The following is a 19,727-nucleotide window of genomic DNA, read 5'->3' on the forward strand; positions in this document are numbered from 1 at the left end:
AAATGGAGGCGACAAATTGGATAGAAATGAAGTATTATCAATAAAAGATTTATACAAGACGTTTACGAGCAAGCATAGCAAAGTAGAAGCTCTAAAAGGAATAAGTTTAAGTCTATACAAAGGCGAGATGTTAGCGATAATGGGATCAAGTGGATCAGGAAAGAGCACACTCTTAAATGTAATTGGTGCTTTAGATTCCCCCACAGAAGGTAAAATATTTATAGATAATAAGGAAATAAAGGATTACCACCTAGAACCATATGCAACAAAATATAGAAGTGAGAATATAGGTTTTATTTTTCAATCATTTCACTTGCTTAAGGATTTAACTGTAGAAGAAAACATAGCTCTACCGCTTATATTAAAAGGAGAAAGTAAAGAGGTGGTATCAGAATTAACCCAGAAACAATTAGAATTAATTGGTCTACATAGATGGAGAAAACATAGGCCTATTGAGTTATCAGGAGGTCAGCAACAAAGGGTTGCTATAGCAAGAGCGTTAATAACTGTGCCACCAGTATTACTGGCAGATGAGCCAACAGGGAATCTTGATTACAATACATCTATGGAAATATTGGAAATTATAGTACAAGCTAAGAAAAGATTAAATCAAAGTATTATAATAGTTACCCATGATCCAATGGTGGCATCTTATGCTGATAGAATTCTATTTTTCCACGATGGAAAAATAGTGGATCAATACAATAAAAATAATGAAAAGGGTGATATAAACATTATACTAGATAAGTTTAAAAAAATATTGGAGGTAAGGGAATGATTAGATCAATAAAAGCTATTCCATTTAGATTCTTAAGATCTAATAAGATTATTACCTTTTCTTCTATTTTTAGTATAATGTTATCGGTTTGCTTAATATTAAGTATGTTCAACTTAACAACTAGTGCTAGGAAGTCGCTAGAACAAGAAAATATCAAAAAGTATGGAGTTGTAGATATAATAGTAAGTTACAATGCTGATTTAAGCAAGAGTATTGATCAGAGTCTAATTAGCAAAATATCATTAATACCAAATATTAAAGAAATTTCAAAAGTATTACTAAGTATTGTGAAATTATCTGACAGAGATGTTATGACATTAGGAATTGATAATGGATATATAATGAAAAGTAAATATAAGTATACGGAAGACATAGGGGAAAATGATATTATTATAAGTAAATTACTTGCGCAAAGCATGAAATTTAAGGTCGGAGGTAATATTAAATTAAATGATCATAACTTTAGAATTGTTGAGATATTGAATTATTCAATTGGTGACAAGGCACCGCCAGAAATTATGCTTGTGAATAGACAAACTCTAAAAAAGATTATAAGTAGCAATACTGAGGCTACATCGGTAATGATTAAAACAAAGGATAGAAAGTTTAATTCAGAAATAATAGATCAAATAAAACAAATTGATAGGGATATAAACACTGATATAGCAGAGAATGATTCACTTTCTTTAGAAAATATTCAAGCTCTAGATGTGTTTATTAAAGTTTTAGCAGTTTTAGTGCTTGTGATGAGTGGGCTGTTTATTTTGGGGAGCTTTCAGACATTTTTATATAATTATAGGGGGCAGTTTGCAGTAATTAGGTCTATTGGAGGAAGTGCAGAACAAGCCTTTTATATTGTTTTAGCTCAATGTACATTTATAAATATTATTGGAGTAGTAATGGGGATATTATCTGCATATGTCACAAATAGCTACTTACTTACTACCTTCAACAAAGCTTTTTTATTAGATAATATTAAAAATGAATTTTCCATATCCGTTGCACTGTATGTTGCAATTATTTCATTTCTTATATTAGAGTTACTAACGATTGGACCAGCTTTAAAAAGCAAAAAAATATTACCTCTTAGTATAACAAATAAAAATGAGAAACTAGATTATGGCAATAAAAAGCCTGATAAGGCAATGGTTAATTTACTGGGTGGCGCAGCTATAAGTATTATTTTATATGGTTTTGTTATCGGACATGATATTTCTTTTGGAGCAACAGGTATGCTAATTGTCATTAGTTTAGTATATTTAGTATTTCCCTATTATAGCAAGAAGCTACTAAATCTATTATTGATACCTCTAAAATATCTAGGAGGAAATGAATCTTATGTTGCTATTAAAAATCTTATACCTCAAGTGAAAAAAAATACAGTAATTATATTATCTATATCTACTATGGCAATTATTGCATCCTTTGGAGGTAGTGCTTTTAATACCATAAAAGGGACAAATGAACAGATTTGCAGGGAAGAATATGTTTCCAATATAATAGTAACAAGTAAAAACGGGGCAAATACAATGTTATCACATAATCTTAAACAAGATATAGACAAATTAAAGGATGTAAGAAGGTCTTCTATATTAAGCTATAATGATAGTTTGGTTTTTACAAATATAAGAGGGTCGCAAGAATACCTTAACTATATTATGGCAGATGTTAAAGAGCTACAACAAGAAGGTTTAATACCTAAATTTAATAGTGGTATAATGGATAAAATTATACTGTCTAAAAATTTTGCCACAGAGAATGATATCAAAGTGGGAGATGAAATAGCAGTCTCTAAATATATTCATGGCATACGCTCAGGCGAGGGGATTGACTATGGTAAATTACAAGTTGTAGCAATAATGGATAAGAGTTCAGTAAATGATTCTCATGCCATTATTGATTGGCAAAATGAAAGGTTTATTAGTAGTTATACCAGATTATATAAGTTATTAATATTTACCAATAATGAGAAGGGAGTATTATCGGAGTTGCCCTCAGTTAATGATAAATATCAAGAATTGCAGTGGGAAACATTAAATCAAGCTCTTAAAGAAATAGATAAGTTCGTTATCCAAAGATGGTCAATATTTCTTATAGCTCTATTTCTTATAATAGTATCGGTGGTTTTAGGCGTGTTTAATTCTTTAATTAATAATATAAATTCAAAAAGAAAAGAGTATGCAATATTAAGGACCTTAAGAATAAGTAAAAAGGGGTTAGTAAAGGTAATTATGACCCAAGTATTAGTGTTTATATTAGTTGGGGGAATAATGGGATTAATACTAGGGAATATGTTTTATTTAGTTACCGCTTTAATGGAGCCAAATTCGTATTTTAAATTTAATATTATGATGAATGTGTATGTACTAGTAGCAATGATATTATTAGCAATAATTATTTTTGTTCCATTGTCTATATCATTAGCTAAAAGAAAAATTAGCTCAGAGATTATGGAGGTTGAAAGGTAAATTAAAGATTAAGTGCAAGCAGTAAAAACTCTGAATATAAAAAGATTCTATTTAATTAGGTCAAGAAGTAGAAGCGTTATTAATCGAAAGTATTCTATGTAAGAAACATTGGAACAATTGGAGTTACAAGTGCGGATATTGCAACCCTTGGATGTAGTGTAACTTGCAAACTTAGTAAAAAATGTACACCTTGCCTTCGGTGTTGTAGGACCTATTCCTATGAGATGCCCTAAGGCTGAAGAAGCTATAATTAGCTTTGCGAAGTATTTTTTGAATTTGAAAAATATTTTGCAAGTTTATTGACTTTCATTTAGTAGGGTGGTAATCTAAAGAAATGGAGGTCATATTTAATGAGTCGCATAGAAAAAAGTAAAGTATAAGTGCTTTTTTAAAAAAGAAAACGATTTCCGGTAAATTAAACCCAATTAGTTATATATTTTATATGTTATATTTAAAATTTTGCTCTGCGAATAATTCCTAGAGCTTAATAATAAAAAACATGGGGGGAACTAAATGGAATATTTTAAGATTAAAGAAAATGGAAGTGACGTAAGAAAAGAAGTTATTGGAGGAATAACCACATTTTTAACTATGGCATATATTATTGCAGTTAATGCAAACATATTAGGGGATCCTGCTGTTGGAATGCCGTCAGGGGCTATAGTAACGGTAACTTGTTTAACAGCAGGACTTACTACAATCTTTATGGGGTTATATGCTAATCTTCCTTTTGCATTAGCATCAGGAATGGGATTAAACGCTTTCTTTGCTTCTGTAGTTATAGTGGGAAAAGTTCCATGGCAAGTGGCATTAACAGCGGTCTTTTTAGAAGGAATTGTTTTTATTATATTATCATTAACTAATGTTCGTGAAGCAGTAGTTAATGCTATACCAACAACTTTAAAATTGGCAGTTACCGCAGGAATTGGACTTTTCATTGCATTTATTGGATTTGTAGATGCTGGTATTGTAGTTAGTAATAAATTTACAAAGGTAGCTATGGGTAACTTTACACAGCCAACAGTATTAATAACTGTCATAGGAGTAATTATAATAGTAGTGTTGTCAAAGAAAAAAGTTAGAGGAGCTATATTATGGGGAATAGCCGCAAGCACACTACTCGCTTGGTTATTTGCAATAATATCACCAGTAGCGGCAACTACTTATGGAATAAGTACACCAAAAGGTATATTTAAATTTGAATCAATATCACCAATTGCATTTAAACTGAATTTTTCATACCTAACTGATTCAACTAAGATATTGCAATTTTTAGTAATAATGCTAACTTTTTTATTTGTTGATTTTTTCGATACTCTAGGGACTTTGGTAGGGGTTGCTTCAAAGGTTGGAATGGTTGATAAAAATGGTAACGTGAAAAATTGTGGACGTGCACTACTAGTAGATGCTGTAGGTACTACTGTAGGAGCCGTACTTGGGACTTCAACTGTAACTACTTATGTAGAAAGCTCAGCGGGATTTGCAGAAGGTGCTAGGACTGGACTTGCATCAGTTATAACAGGAATATTATTTTTAATAGCAATGTTTTTTTCACCTTTGTTCGTTGCAATACCAGTTTGTGCAACTGCACCTGCACTGATAGTTGTAGGATTTTTCATGATGGAGAACATAGTTAAAATAGATTTTAGCGATTTTACAGAGGGAGTTCCTGCTTTCCTAACTATCGCACTAATGCCTTTAACTTATAGTATTGGAGACGGATTAACAATGGGGATTCTCTCTTATGCGGTGATAAATTTTATAAATAATATATTCACTAAGGACCACAGTAAGAGGAAGAAGGTCTCAATTGTAATTTATATTTTGGCAGGATTATTCATTGCTAAATTATATTTTACTGGCCGACAATAATAAAGATATTAGAAATATACTAAATCAGAAATAAAAAACAATTCGTAATATTTATATAACGAATTGTTTTTTATTGTGTAAAAGTTAATTAATTCTTATTTACATGTCCTTTGATTGACCTTTAGCATTAGTAATAATAACATCCTCAGGTTTATCTTTAGGTAAGATAAGATTCAATGCTATTGCAACTAATGTTGTAACAACAATGGAGGATTTACCAAATATAGATATAAACCATGTTGGGAATAGAGCAAATGCATTAGGAACTTCAACAATACCTAGACCTAGTGCAATTGCAATGCCTACCACCGCTGAATTTCTCATTGTAAGATCATTTGAAGCAATCATTTTAACTCCTGTCATTGTTATTGTTGCAAAAACAGAGATTGTTGCGCCACCAAGAACACATTGAGGAATAGTTGTAAGTAAACAAGCAAATTTAGGAATAAGACCTGCTAAAATTACAACAAAAGAAGCAAAAGCGAATACCCACTTGTTGATAACCTTATTTGTAATTACTATACCAACATTTTGGCTATATGTTGCAGTTGGCATACAACCAAATAGTGCACCAATTACACTTGAAAATCCATTTCCAATGATACCACCGGAAAGCTCTTTATGAGTAGGAATTCTATCCATACCACCACCTGTTGTGGCTGATAAATCACCTATAGCTTGAACAGAATTTACAATGTACATTATAGCCATAGATATTATAGCAGTAGCATTAAAATTTATACCAAAGTGTAGTGGGGTTGGAGCTTGAAAAAGTCCAGCTGCAGCAAATGCATCAAAGGATACCATTCCAAGGAAATAAGAAATAATATATCCTACTACCATACCTATTAAAATAGATGCTAGTTTGAGAGTTCCCTTAGTAAAGAAATTTAAAAACATTACAACAGCAAGTGTTATTAGAGCAACAGCCCAGTTTTTAGGAGAACCGAAAGTTGGAGAACCAACACCTCCAGCTATATATTTAATAGCAACTGAATACAGGGATAATCCTATGGAGAATATAACTGTACCAGTAACAAGTGGTGGAAAGAATTTTATAAGCTTTTTAAGGAATATTCCGAAAAATATTGCAACTATTCCACCTATTATTTGGGCCCCAAAAACTGTGGCAATATTAAATTCTCCAGTAATAGCTACCAGGGTTGGAACGTATGCAAAACTTACTCCCATAATTACAGGTAACCTGGAACCAATATATTTACCTAGTGGAAATATTTGAATTAAAGTTGCTATACCAGCAAAAAATAGTGAGGACTGCACAAGCAAAATCTTATCCGCAGCAGTAAGGTTTGCAATTCCAGCAATTATGAGGGCGGGTGTAACACAGCCCACAATCATAGCAACAACGTGCTGCATGCCAAGTGGTATAATTTCTTTGAGTGTTGGCTTGCCGTCATATTGGAATAATAAAGACTTTTGATTAGAACTCATAAAAACTCCCCCTCAGGATTTAATTTGAATTATTTTATAATAGTCCCCGTAATACCTGCTATACCATCTTTAGCTTTTTCAAGTAATGTTATAAGTGAATATCTTCCTTCTTTTGATGAGGCGAAATCAATTGCGGCTTCCACTTTAGGTAGCATTGAACCAGGTGCAAAGTGCCCTTCACTTGCATACTGTTTAATTTCAGAAGTAGTAACTTTATCAAGCCACTTTTCATTTGGTTTGCCATAGTTTATAGCAACTTTCTCTACAGCTGTTAAAATAATAAGACAATCTGCATGGAGTTCTTTTGCAAGAGTGGAACTAGCAAAGTCCTTATCTATGACAGCGTTTACACCTTTTAGATGATTTCCCTCTTTTATAACAGGTATACCACCACCACCACAGGCGATAACAACTTGTCCCATTTCAACTAGTGATTTTATTGTTTCAATTTCAACAATACCTACTGGTTTTGGTGAAGCAACAACTTCTCTATACCCACGACCGGCGTCTTCAATAACCACTTTACCATTTTTAACAGCAATATCAGCTTCTTCTTTTGTCATGAAACTTCCGATAGGTTTTGTTGGATTTTCAAAGGCTTTGTCTTTAGGGTTTACTTGGACTTGCGTTATTATTGTTGAAACATTTTTGTTTATATTACGGCTAAGAAGTTCTTCTCTAAGCGCATTTTGCAAATCGTAACCAATATAGGCTTGGCTCATTGCAACACATACAGACATAGGGCATAGTGAATACTTAGGATTATTTTTATGAAGTTCACTCATAGCAATATTAATCATACCAACCTGAGGCCCGTTTCCGTGAGATATAACAACTTCATTTCCTTCTTCTATAAGATCAACTATAGCTATAGCGGTAGATTTTACAGCCACCATTTGTTCCTCTAAATTAGTTCCAAGAGCATTACCACCTAAGGCAATTACTATTTTTTTCTTCATAATATCGTCCCCCTAAAAAAATTTAATTTTATATAGCAAAAGGCTAGGTAGAAGTTGTAATCCACTCTAGCCTTTTAATATAAAAGTAATTTGAAAAATTATTTTATTTTACGGCTTATATTGTTTTTCTCAAGCATAGATAAAACTCCCTGTGGGTTTTTAATTTTACTTAAGAAGATCATGGAAGCTATTGCATAAGGTTTATAACTAGCTTCTTTGTAAAGCGGTTTACGGTAACGGTCAAATACAGAAGCATCAACTTCTCCAACTTCGCAGCTAAGTCCTGTGATATCAGCTGGTAGACAGTGAAGATAAAGTGCTTTTCCATCTTTTGTTGTTTTCATAAGTTCTTCAGTACACTGCCAATCTTTATGTTCAGCGTTTTGCGCAAGAAGCTCTTTTTCAAGTGAATTTATACCAGCTTGGTCACCTTTTGCATATAAATCTGTACGTTTTTCCATAGCAATAAATGGAGCCCAGCTTTTAGGATAAACTATGTCAGCATCTTTGAATGCTTCTTCCATAGAATTTGTTTTTGTAAATGAACCACCAGATTCTTTAGCATTTTTCATTGCAATTTCTTCTACCTCACTCATAACTTCGTAACCTTCAGGGTGTGCAAGAACAACATCCATACCGAAACGAGTTAAAAGTCCTATTATTCCTTGAGGAACTGAAAGTGGTTTACCATATGATGGAGAATATGCCCAAGACATAGCTATTTTTTTACCTTTTAAATTTTCAATTCCGCCAAATTCATTTATAATATGAAGAGCATCAGCCATACATTGAGTAGGGTGATCTATATCACATTGCAAGCTAACAAGAGTTGGTCGTTGTTCTAAAGTGCCTTCATCATTACCTTCTTGTACATATTTAGATACTTCACGCATATAAGTATTGCCTTTTCCGATATACATATCATCACGGATTCCTATAACATCTGCCATGAAAGAAATCATGTTAGCCGTTTCTCTTACTGTTTCACCATGTGCAATTTGAGATTTTCCTTCATCAAGATCTTGAACTTCAAGACCAAGGAGGTTACAAGCAGAAGCAAAGCTAAATCTTGTACGAGTTGAATTGTCACGGAATAGTGAAATTCCAAGGCCACTATCAAAAATCTTTGATGATATATTATTTACTCTTAATTCTTTAAGAGCTTCTGCAACAGTGAAAACTGCTTCTAATTCATCTTTTGATTTTTCCCATGTAAGTAGAAAATCATTATTATACATTTTTTTAAAATCTAATGAGTCAAGTTTGGTTACGTATTTATCCATTAAAGCCATTTTAATAGTCCCCTTTTTATTTAAGATTATTTATTTTCATTGCTTAGTGAAGAGAAATAGCATTTCTAGCAACATAGGACTTTATTTATTTTTGCAATAAATTGTTGGAAGAGCAGCATATACAGCAGCACATTTAACAAGATCATCTTTCCAAGTTACTTCATTTGGAGAATGTGCTTGAGATTCTGCACCAGGTCCAAATCCTATGCATGGTATTCCATGACGACCCATTATAGCAACACCGTTTGTTGAGAATGTCCATTTATCAGTAAGCGGACGAGCTTTTCTCATTTCATCAGTGCTATTAGAACCGCTTCTTGTTGTTCCAAACATTCCCTTGTATGATTCTTCCATGGCCTTAACAACAGCATGATCTTCAGGAATAACCCATGTAGGGAAGTAGCAATCCTGAGGGTATGAAAGTCCAGTCCAACTTTCTTTGTCATATTTATACATAGTAACTTCAGCATTGTATTTTTTAGCAGCTGGAAGTTGACGAATTTCTTCTAAGCAACTTTCCCAAGTTTCTCCAGATGTCATACGACGGTCTAATGAAATCGCGCAAGAGTCAGCTACAGCGCAACGGCTTGGTGAAGTAAAGAATATTTCTGATGTAGTTACAGTACCACGTCCTAAAAAGTTCGCTTCTTCAAATTTAGAGTTATATTTTTTATCTAACATTTTTACGAGACCTTTGATTTCTGTAGAATCAGCAGCATCATTTGCGTTAAGGTTTTTGATATCCATTAATATTTCAGCCATTTTGTAGATTGCGTTGTCTCCTCTTTCTGGAGCTGAACCGTGGCATGAAACACCCTTAACATCAACACGAATTTCCATACGTCCTCTATGTCCTCTGTAGATACCGCTATCAGTTGGCTCTGTACTTACAACGAATTCAGGTTTGATTTTGCCTTGTTCTATGATTTGAAGCCAGCAGTTTCCGTCACAGTCCTCTTCTTGTACTGATCCAACTACAAGAGCTGTGTATTCTTCGCTTAACATGCAAAGATCTTTCATTATCTTAGCGCCGTATACAGCTGATACGATACCACCAAGTTGGTCAGACGTACCACGTCCACCAATTTCTTCCTCAGTTTCAAAACCTATATAAGGATCAAAAGTCCAGTTACTGAGCTCTCCAAGACCAACAGTGTCAATATGAGCATCAAAAGCTATAAGAGTTTTACCTGTTCCAACATAACCTAAAACATTTCCCTGTGGATCAATTTCTACTTTGTCAAAACCAAGAGAAATCATTTCTTTCTCTATTCTTTTAACAACACCTTCTTCTCCACAGCTTTCGCCAGGGATAGCAATTAAGTCACGTAAAAATTTTGTCATTTGTGCTTTATAACCCTCTGATTTTTCTTTAATAGCGTTAAAATCCATAATACATTCCTCCTATAATTAGTATAAATTATAAATTTTTTATCTAATATTAATATATATTATAATGATGAATAATCACCATTCCAAACGATTTCACGGAAAAAATCTGGGTCAGTATTTCCTTCTGTTGAAAACAATAGAACTTTTGAATTTTCATCAAGCTTTAGAGCTTGTTTTAAATCTTTTAGCTCATCATTTTTCATGATTTCAAAAAGAACACCCATTGTTACAGCACCAGATTCACCAGAAATAACTTTAGGATCTCCCTTAAGAGGTACAGCATATGTTCTCATACCTTTAGCAGAAATATTATCTGGGCAAGATACAAAGAATGAACTATTATTTTTTAAAATGTCCCATGCTATTGTATTTGGTTCACCACAGGCAAGTCCTGCCATAATTGTTTGCATATCATCAGTAACAATTCTTATATCACCATCTTTAGCTGAAGCGGAACGGAATATACAATCTGCTTTATTTGGTTCTACCACAGTAACTATTGGTGGATTATTCGGATAAACGTTTGCAAAATATCCTTGAACTGCACCAGCAAGAGACCCTACGCCTGCTTGTATGAAAATATGAGTTGGTGCATCACAATTATCATCATGCAGTTGCTCGTTCGCTTCCATTGCCATTGTTCCATAACCTTGCATAATCCAAGTAGGAATTTCTTCGTAACCTTCCCAAGCTGTATCCTGGATAACTACAGAACCAGAAACTTTTGCAGATTCTGCCATTGCAATGCGGACGCATTCATCGTAATTTACTTCTTCTATTGTAGCTATAGCGTTTTCCTTTTGAATGTTTTTAAGTCTAATTTCTGATGAACCTTTTGGCATATAAACTACACATTTTTGGTTTAATCTATTAGCTGCCCAGGCAAGTCCTCTACCGTGATTTCCATCAGTTGCTGTAAAGAAAGTTGTCTGACCGAAGTCCTTAAGAACTTCTTTTGATGTAATAGCATTATAAGGAAGCTGAGATATATCTTTACCTAATTTTTTTGCTATGTAACAACCTATAGCAAAAGAACCACCTAAGACTTTAAAAGCATTTAAACCAAATCTATAAGATTCATCTTTTACATACAGATTTTTAAGACCAAGGAATTTAGCCATATTGTCTAGTTTAGCTAAAGGCGTTTTAGTATATTCTGGAAAACTCTTATGAAAAGAAGCTGCCTTAGCAATTTTTTCATGTGACATTATTTTTAGCATATCATTATTAGTTTTAGGTAGTTCATTTCGAACCCACTTTGTTTTATTCATAATAAAACCTCCAAAAATTTTATTTTTTTTATACTTATGTAATTGTAGACTGAATATTTTAAATATCCATAATTAACTTATCATTAGTCAGGTAATAAATCACAAATTTTTAAATTTTGCAAATATTTTATAAATTTAGTATATCAGTATATTTTTTAAAAATCAATGAAAAAATACAATTTTTTTTTATTCTTGCAAAAACTTTTAAAAAAAAATTGACTAAGCTCTGGCAAAAATGGTAGAATAATTATAGAATAATAAAAATAATTAGAATAATTAATTAAATATTAATTCTGTATTATTTTAAAAATATATTTAGGAGGGGTAATATGATATTAATAGGTAATGGTAAGCTATTGACTAGAGATGCTAAGAATACATTTATTGAGGATGGTTGTGTATGTATTGATGCTAATATTATTGTTGATCTGGGAACCACGCAGCAAATGAAGAAAAAGTATGAGGGTGCTGAGTTTGTAGATGCTAAAAATGGTTTAATTATGCCAGGTATGATTAATACTCATCATCATATATATAGTGCTTTTGCAAGAGGGCTTTCTATTAAAGGTTATAACCCTAAAAACTTTGGAGATATACTTTCCGGAATGTGGTGGAAAATAGATAGAACATTAACTTTAGAAGATACAAAATATAGTGCATATTCAACCTATATAGATTGTATAAGAAATGGTGTTACAACTGTTTTTGACCATCATGCAAGTTACGGTAGTATTGAAGGAAGTTTATTTCAGATAGCAGATGTAGCTAAGGATCTTGGTATTCGTACATCCTTATGTTATGAAGTTTCTGATAGAGATGGACAGGAAAAAATGAGACAAGCTGTTAGTGAAAACGTTCAATTCATGAAGGCTGCTAAAAATGATTCTTCTGATATGCAAAAGGGTATGATGGGACTTCATGCATCATTTACATTAAGTAATAAGACCCTTGAATATTGCGCGCAAAATATGCCTTATGATGCAGGATATCATGTGCATACGGCAGAGGGTATAGATGATGTATACGATTCATTAAAAAAATACAATAAAAGATTAGTGAATCATTTATTTGACCTTGATATTTTGGGAAGCAAAACTATTGCTGTTCACTGTATACACATTAACCCTGCTGAAATCGATTTATTGAAGGAAACAGACACAATGGTAGTACATAATCCAGAATCTAATATGGGGAATGCTGTTGGATGCACACCTGTTCTAGAGTTTGTACGAAAAGGATTGACTGTAGGGCTTGGAACTGATGGGTACACAAGCGACATGTTTGAGTCCATGAAGGTTGCAAATATTTTGCAAAAGCACCATAACTGTGATCCAACGGTTGCATGGGGAGAAGTACCACTAATGATTTTTGATAACAATGCAAAGATTGCCAATAGATTTTTTGAAAAACCTGTTGGAGTTATAGAAAAAGGAGCCTATGCTGACATTATAGTAGCAGAATATGATCCATTAACACCATTAAATGCGGATAATGCAAACTCTCATATCTTATTTGGAATTAATGGAAGATGTGTAACAACTACTATGATAAATGGTAAAGTTCTTATGAAGGACCGTAAAATTATGGTTGCTGATTCTGAGAAAATCATGGCAAAATCAAGAGAAGTATCAAGTAAACTATGGAATAAAATAAATAGTTAAAAATAAATTTAAATCGGGGGGGTATTAACTATGGGTGATAGAATGACACCTATTCCATTTAAAGAATTAATGGAATGGATAATTGAGGAGAATACGAAGTACGGTAAGATATTTGGAGTAAACAAATATTTCAAAACAACTGATGATAAGGTGCTTGAAATATTCGGAGAAAAAATTGAAACTCCTTTTGGACCAGCAGCTGGTCCACATACACAGTTAGCACAAAATATAATTGCAGCTTATGTTTCTGGATGTAGATTCTTTGAACTTAAGACAGTACAAACTCTTGATGGAGAAGATTTACCAGTATCAAAGCCTTGCATAATAGCAGAGGATGAATGTTACAATGTGGAGTGGTCAACAGAGCTTAGAGTAACTGAGGCTTACGATGAATATGTAAAAGCTTGGTTCGCAATAAAAATATTATCAAAAGAGTTAGAACTAGGAAGCCCAGACGGATTCATTTTCAATATGAGTGTAGGTTATGATTTTAAAGGGATTGCATCACCTAAAATAGATAAATATATTATGGGGCTTAAAGATGCTTCTAAAAGTGATATATGGAGCGAATGCACCTCCTACGTATTAGATAATATAAAAAGATTTAAAAATATAGATAGTGAATATGTTAAAGGTATATCATCTGAAGTATGTAGATCAATAACTTTATCCACATTACACGGATGTCCTGCACAAGAAATTGAACATATTGCAACACACCTAATAAATGAAAAAGGGTTAAATACTTATGTAAAATGTAACCCTACATTATTAGGATATGATTTTGTACGTAAAACCTTAGATAGTATTGGATTTGATTATGTTTCATTTGATGAGCATCATTTCCAGGAGGATTTACAATTTGATGATGCTATTGTTATGTTTAGAAAACTGCAAGATTTAGCAAGCCAAAAGGGATTGTCTTTTGGTGTTAAATTAACTAATACTTTTCCAGCGCTTATTAAAAATGCAGAATTACCAGGCGATGAGATGTATATGTCAGGAAAATCTCTATATCCTCTTTCCATAGCGATGGCATCTAGGTTATCAAATGAATTTGATGGGAAATTAAAAATATCTTATTCAGGTGGAGCAGACTTTTTTAATATAAATAGTATATTTGAAACCGGAATATGGCCTATAACTATAGCAACAACAATGTTAAAGGTTGGCGGATATCAAAGATGTGTTCAAATTGCTGAAAAATTAAGTAAGTTAGAATATGCAAATAAATATGTTATGAATAATGCAAAATTAAATGAGTTAAAAGATGAATCAGTAAAAGATATTCATCATATAAAACCTATAAAACCAAATTATACTGGCAAAATAAATAAAAAAGTACCACTAGCTGATTGTTTTATTTCAGCCTGTGAAGAGGGATGTCCTATATCTCAAGATATTCCAGAATATATAAATCTTGTAGATCAAGGTAAACATCTTGAAGCGTTAAGGGTTATAGTAGAAAAAAATCCACTCCCATTTATTACGGGAACAATATGTAGCCATGCATGTATGGGCAAATGCACTAGAAATTTCTGTGATGAGTCTGTTAATATAAGAAATATAAAATTACAAGCAGCAGAAAATGCATATGAGGATTTATTAAATGAACTTGTGAAAACTGAAAAGAGTGGTGGACGAGTAGCTATAGTTGGTGGAGGAACTACAGGTCTTGCAGCAGCATATTTCCTTGCAAGAGAAGGAATGGATGTAACTATTTTCGAGAAAAGAAATGCTTTAGGCGGAATAGTCAGCCATATTGTTCCAGAATTTAGACTGCCACATGAGACTGTGCAAAAAGACATCGATCTTATTTGTAGCCTGGGAGTTAAAGTTGAGTTAAATTCAGAGCAGAATTCTGTAGAGAATTTGAAAAAACTTGGATATAAATATGTCTTATTTGCCATTGGTGCCTGGAAACCAGGTAAGTTAAACATTGAAGGTGAAAATGTAATCAATGTACTACAATTCTTAGAGAGATTAAGAAGTAAAGATAGTACATTAAAACTTGGAAAAAATGTGGTTGTAGTAGGTGGTGGTAACACTGCTATGGACGCAGCTAGAGCAGCTAAAAGGGCAGAAGGAGTAGAAAATGTATATTTAGTTTATCGTAGAACTAAAAAATACATGCCTGCGGATATGGAAGAATTGCAGCTAGCAATTGAAGAGGGAGTAGAATTTAAGGAATTACTAGCACCAGTTAAAATTACAAAAGGTGTTCTCAGTTGTGAGATTATGGAACTAGCTGAGCCAGATGAAAGTGGTAGAAGAAGACCAGTTGCAAGTGGCAAGATGATAGATATACAAGCAGATATTGTTATATCAGCAGTTGGTGAAAAGGTAGATGCTGTAATATTTAAAGAAAATAATATTAATGTAAATGAAAAAGATCAAGCTATTGTAGATGTTATAACATTAGAAACAAATATTAAAGGGGTATATGTGGCAGGAGATGGGCTACACGGACCTGCTACTGTAGTAGAAGGAATAGCAGATGCAACAAAAGTTGCAAGAGCTGTAGTTAAACAAGAAAAAAACCATGATTTGGAAGTGGAATTACCGGAGGCAAACAAAAATATTGAAGCCATAATAGCTAAAAAAGGTATACTGAAAATGTCCCTGAGTGGTAAAGCAGAATGTGAAAGATGTCTTCAATGTTCAACAGTATGTGAAGCCTGTGTTGATGTATGTCCTAACCGTGCCAATATTGCTATAAAAGTAAAAGGAAATAGTATGCATCAGATAATTCACGTTGATAAAATGTGTAATGAGTGTGGAAACTGTGAAATGTTCTGTCCTTATGATAGTCCTCCATACAAAGAAAAGTTCACATTATTTGCTAAAGTTTCAGACTTTGAAAATAGCAAAAACATGGGATTTGTATTAATAGATAGTGATAAAAAAATTGTAAGGGTTAGATTACAAGATAAGGTTTTAGAAGTTAATCTTACTGCCAATAATACAGAAATACCTAAAGAAATTGAAAATATGATTTGGGCTGTAATAACAGATTATAATTATATGATTTAAAAATTGATTGGGTGAAATTAGAGGCCAATCATAATAAAAGCTGGAAGTATTGTAACTTCAAAAGGGATCACTATAAGTTTAAAGTGATCCTTTTTGGAAAAAATATATAAGGAGGGGGTATTAATGTTTAATTTTGTTGTAAATGGGGATAAGGTTTATGCAAAAGAAGATAAAAAATTAATTTCTTTTTTAAGAGAAGACTTGAATTTAACATCAGTTAAGAATGGTTGCTCTGAGGGTGCCTGTGGAACTTGCATGGTTTTAGTTGATGGCGTGGCAAAAAAGGCATGTGTGTTAAAAACAAGCAAGCTTGTGGATAAAAAAATTATAACCGTCGATGGTCTAAGTGAAAGAGAAAAAGACGTATATGGATATGCTTTTATGGAAGCAGGAGCAGTTCAGTGTGGTTTTTGTACTCCAGGAATGGTTATAAGTGCAAAAGGCCTTATTGATAAGGTAGAAAATCCAACTGAGATTGAGATAAAAAATGCTTTAAAAAATAATATTTGTCGTTGCACTGGATATGTAAAAATAATTGAAGCTGTGAAGCTAGCTGCTAAACTTATACGAGAAAATACAGAGGTGCCTAGCTGTACTTGCAAAGGAATAGTGGGAGAAAAATTAAATAGAGTTGATGCTGTGGACAAAGTGCTTGGCATAGCAGAGTATGTAGATGATATGCGTATAGATGGGTTAATTTACGGTGGAGCAGTTAGAACTAAATATCCACGTGCTTTAATAAAGTCTATAGATATTAGCGAAGCTAAAAATTTGGAAGGGGTTCATGCAGTAGTAACAGCAAATGAACTTCCAGGAAATCAAAAGCTTGGTCATATTGTAAAGGACTGGGATGTATTAATACCAGCGGGAAAGATAACTCATTGCATTGGAGATGCTATAGTTCTAATAGCTGCAGAATCGCCAGAAATACTAGAAAAAGCTAAATCATTAGTTAAAATTGATTTTGAAGAATTAACACCGGTTACATGCCCAGAAGAGGCACTAAGGGGCGATGCTCCTCAGATACACGAAAGTGGTAATATCCTTACAACTGAAAATTTAGTATTTGGTAATGCTGATAAACATATAAAAAATTCAAAATATGTTGTAACAAATAAATATAGTACACCTTTTACAGAACATGCTTTTCTAGAAACAGAAGCAGCAATTGCTACGCCAGATGGTAGTGGTGGGATAATAATATATTGCGCAGACCAAGGAATTTATCAAACACGCAAGGAATGTGCTGAAGCTCTGGGAATGGATCAAAGTAAAGTAAGAGTTATAAGTAAAATAGTTGGTGGTGGTTTTGGCGGAAAAGAAGATATGAGCGTTCAACACCATGCAGCAATTCTTAGCTTTTTATCTAACAAGCCTGTAAAATTTGCATTAAGTCGTAGTGAAAGTATAATGATACATCCAAAACGTCATGCTATGGAGATGGAGGTTACAACTTCTTGTGATGAAAATGGATATTTAACTGCTATGAAAGCTGTTATAATAGCTGATACAGGAGCCTATGCATCACTAGGAGGACCTGTGCTACAAAGGGCATGTACTCATGCAGCAGGCCCTTATAATTATCAAAACATTGATATAATTGGGAAAGCGATATATACAAATAATCCACCAGCTGGTGCCTTTAGAGGTTTTGGCGTAACACAAAGTTGCTTTGCAATAGAGTCTAATTTAAATCAGCTTGCAGAAATGGCAGGAATAACTCCCTTTGAAATAAGATATAGAAATGCAATTAGGCCTGGACAAGTAATGCCTAATGGTCAAATTGCAGATTCATCAACATCTATTGTGGAAACACTAGATGCAGTAAAAGAGATATGTGCCCAAAATCCTAAAGCCGGAATAGCCTGTGCTATAAAAAATAGTGGGGTGGGGGTTGGACTTCCTGATATTGGACGTTGTAAACTGATTATAAAGGATGGTAAGGTAAATATTTATACCAGTGCAGCTTGTATTGGACAAGGACTTGGAACTATATTAACGCAAATAGTTTGTGAAACGCTTAATATGTCACCAGATAAAGTTGTACATGCAGCACCAGATACTTTGACTTGCCCTGATTCTGGAAATACAACAGCTTCACGTCAAACACTATTCACAGGTGAGGCAGCAAAAAGAGCAGCTAGAAAACTTCTAGATGTATTAAGCTATCAAAGCTTAGATAACTTAGAGGATCAAGAATTCGAGGGTGAATTTAAAGGAATAACTGATAAAATGAACTCAAATAAACAAAACCCTGTAAGTCATGTAGCCTATGGCTATGCTACACATGTTGTTATTTTAAATGATGAAGGCAAAATTGAAAAGGTTATTGCAGCTCATGATGTTGGAACTCCTATAAATCCTAAAAATATTGAAGGTCAGATTGAGGGTGGGGTTGTTATGAGTCTTGGATACGCACTAACAGAAGATTATCCACTTAGTGGTAGCGTACCAACTGCAAAATTTGGAACACTGGGACTTTTTAAAGCTACAGAAACACCCAAAATAGAATGTATTATACTAGGTAGAGGAAATACTAATCTTGCTTATGGTGCAAAAGGCATAGGAGAGATATGTTCAATACCTACTGCTCCTGCAGTGGCAGGTGCATATTATAATTATGATAGAGAGTTTAGAACAGTGCTACCTCTTCGGAATACACCATATAGTAAGAAAAAATAAAAATATAGATTATTGTTCACTGTTAACAAAAATAAATAAATTAACAGTGACATGATTTAAATTAGGCATGTGAAAAAAATAACTAGTACACTGGCTAGTTATTTTTGAATATGCAATGAGTAGGTGATAGTATGATGCTAAGCAATTACATTGGACTAGTTAAAAAGGATATTTTGTCCATTGTTGGGGCGGGTGGGAAAACCACCATGATGTTTAAGCTTGCAGAGGAACTTAGAGGGAGTAATAAGATTTTAGTAACTACAACAACTAAAATATATACTCCAGCATTAAATAAATATGATTTTATCTGTACTGATAAAAATGATTTTTTAAAATACTGTAATATGAAGGAAAATGGAATTTATGTATTAGGACTTGGAATAAATGATGAAAATAAAATACTGGGACTCCGCTACGAAGAATTAGATGCGCTAGCACCCTATTTTGACTATATACTAATAGAAGCAGATGGAGCAAAGAAAAAGCGACTAAAAGCATGGAATGAATTTGAGCCAGTTATATACGGAAAAACTACGAAAACTATAGGCATTATGGATATACAATCATTAGGTATGGTAATAAATGAGGATAGTGTTCATAGAAGTAAAATATTTCGAGAAATAACTGGGGCACATGAAGGTGAAACTGTTAAATCTGAGCACCTATCTGAGATAATACTGAATCCACGAGGATTGTTTAAGGGAGCCATAGGGGAAAGAATATTATATATAAATAAAGTAGAAGATCCCAAGGATTTAAGATTAGCTGAGTTGTTAGTTGAAGAATTAAATTCAAAGAATAAGGAATTATTAAATAGTGTAATTATTGGAAGTTTAAAAACTAGTGTTTATTTCAATAAAGTATGAA

General features: G+C 33.1%; 12 protein-coding genes. 7 read left to right on the forward strand and 5 right to left on the reverse strand.

The annotated features are described in order from the left end of the window. The first annotated feature begins 16 nt into the window (after positions 1–16). The 3 genes from ACREV6_RS16470 (at position 17) to ACREV6_RS16480 (ending at position 5,118) form a co-directional block, all read left to right on the forward strand. A complete protein-coding gene (locus tag ACREV6_RS16470) occupies positions 17–778 on the forward strand; it encodes an ABC transporter ATP-binding protein (protein ID WP_431579130.1) in 762 nt (253 codons plus the stop codon). Further along, positions 775–3,246, forward strand: a complete 2,472-nt coding sequence (locus ACREV6_RS16475) for an ABC transporter permease (RefSeq protein ID WP_431579131.1) — start codon at positions 775–777, stop codon at positions 3,244–3,246. The genes ACREV6_RS16470 and ACREV6_RS16475 overlap by 4 nt, the downstream gene beginning before the upstream one ends. 513 nt (positions 3,247–3,759) lie before the next feature. Then, on the forward strand, positions 3,760–5,118 hold the full coding sequence (locus ACREV6_RS16480) for an NCS2 family permease (RefSeq protein WP_431579132.1): 1,359 nt from the start codon (positions 3,760–3,762) through the stop codon (positions 5,116–5,118). 99 nt (positions 5,119–5,217) lie between these two features. Here the strand turns inward: ACREV6_RS16480 and ACREV6_RS16485 are convergent, their stop codons facing one another. The 5 genes from ACREV6_RS16485 to dpaL form a co-directional block, all read right to left on the reverse strand. Further along, positions 5,218–6,570 carry a uracil-xanthine permease family protein gene (locus tag ACREV6_RS16485; protein WP_431579133.1) on the reverse strand — a complete coding sequence of 451 codons (1,353 nt, stop codon included), beginning with the start codon at positions 6,568–6,570 and terminating at the stop codon, positions 5,218–5,220. Positions 6,571–6,599: 29 nt separating this feature from the next. Then, entirely contained in the window at positions 6,600–7,529 is a 930-nt protein-coding gene (arcC, locus tag ACREV6_RS16490; protein ID WP_431579134.1) for a carbamate kinase, read from the reverse strand. A gap of 98 nt (positions 7,530–7,627) precedes the next feature. After that, complete coding sequence (gene ygeW / locus ACREV6_RS16495) at positions 7,628–8,821, reverse strand: knotted carbamoyltransferase YgeW (protein WP_431579135.1); 1,194 nt, start codon at positions 8,819–8,821, stop codon at positions 7,628–7,630. Positions 8,822–8,902: 81 nt separating this feature from the next. Further along, on the reverse strand, positions 8,903–10,213 hold the full coding sequence (locus ACREV6_RS16500; RefSeq protein WP_431579136.1) for a YgeY family selenium metabolism-linked hydrolase: 1,311 nt from the start codon (positions 10,211–10,213) through the stop codon (positions 8,903–8,905). A 59-nt stretch (positions 10,214–10,272) separates the two neighbouring features. Beyond that, positions 10,273–11,484, reverse strand: coding sequence for a diaminopropionate ammonia-lyase (gene dpaL / locus ACREV6_RS16505; protein ID WP_431579137.1), 1,212 nt, complete (start codon positions 11,482–11,484; stop codon positions 10,273–10,275). Between the two features lie 329 nt (positions 11,485–11,813). On the opposite strand from dpaL, the gene ssnA reads away from it, so the two are divergent. The 4 genes from ssnA (at position 11,814) to yqeC (ending at position 19,726) form a co-directional block, all read left to right on the forward strand. Next, positions 11,814–13,145 carry a putative aminohydrolase SsnA gene (gene ssnA, locus ACREV6_RS16510; RefSeq protein ID WP_431579138.1) on the forward strand — a complete coding sequence of 444 codons (1,332 nt, stop codon included), beginning with the start codon at positions 11,814–11,816 and terminating at the stop codon, positions 13,143–13,145. Between the two features lie 30 nt (positions 13,146–13,175). Then, positions 13,176–16,178 (forward strand): putative selenate reductase subunit YgfK, encoded by a 3,003-nt coding sequence (gene ygfK, locus ACREV6_RS16515; RefSeq protein WP_431579139.1) that lies wholly within the window; start codon positions 13,176–13,178, stop codon positions 16,176–16,178. Positions 16,179–16,301: 123 nt separating this feature from the next. Beyond that, a complete protein-coding gene (gene xdh, locus ACREV6_RS16520; protein ID WP_431579140.1) occupies positions 16,302–18,860 on the forward strand; it encodes a selenium-dependent xanthine dehydrogenase in 2,559 nt (852 codons plus the stop codon). Between the two features lie 131 nt (positions 18,861–18,991). After that, entirely contained in the window at positions 18,992–19,726 is a 735-nt protein-coding gene (gene yqeC / locus ACREV6_RS16525; protein WP_431579141.1) for a selenium cofactor biosynthesis protein YqeC, read from the forward strand. The last annotated feature ends 1 nt before the right edge of the window (position 19,727 follow it).

The sequence above is a fragment of the Clostridium sp. genome, assembly GCF_050717515.1.
Taxonomy (GTDB): Bacteria; Bacillota; Clostridia; order Clostridiales; family Clostridiaceae; genus Clostridium_AD.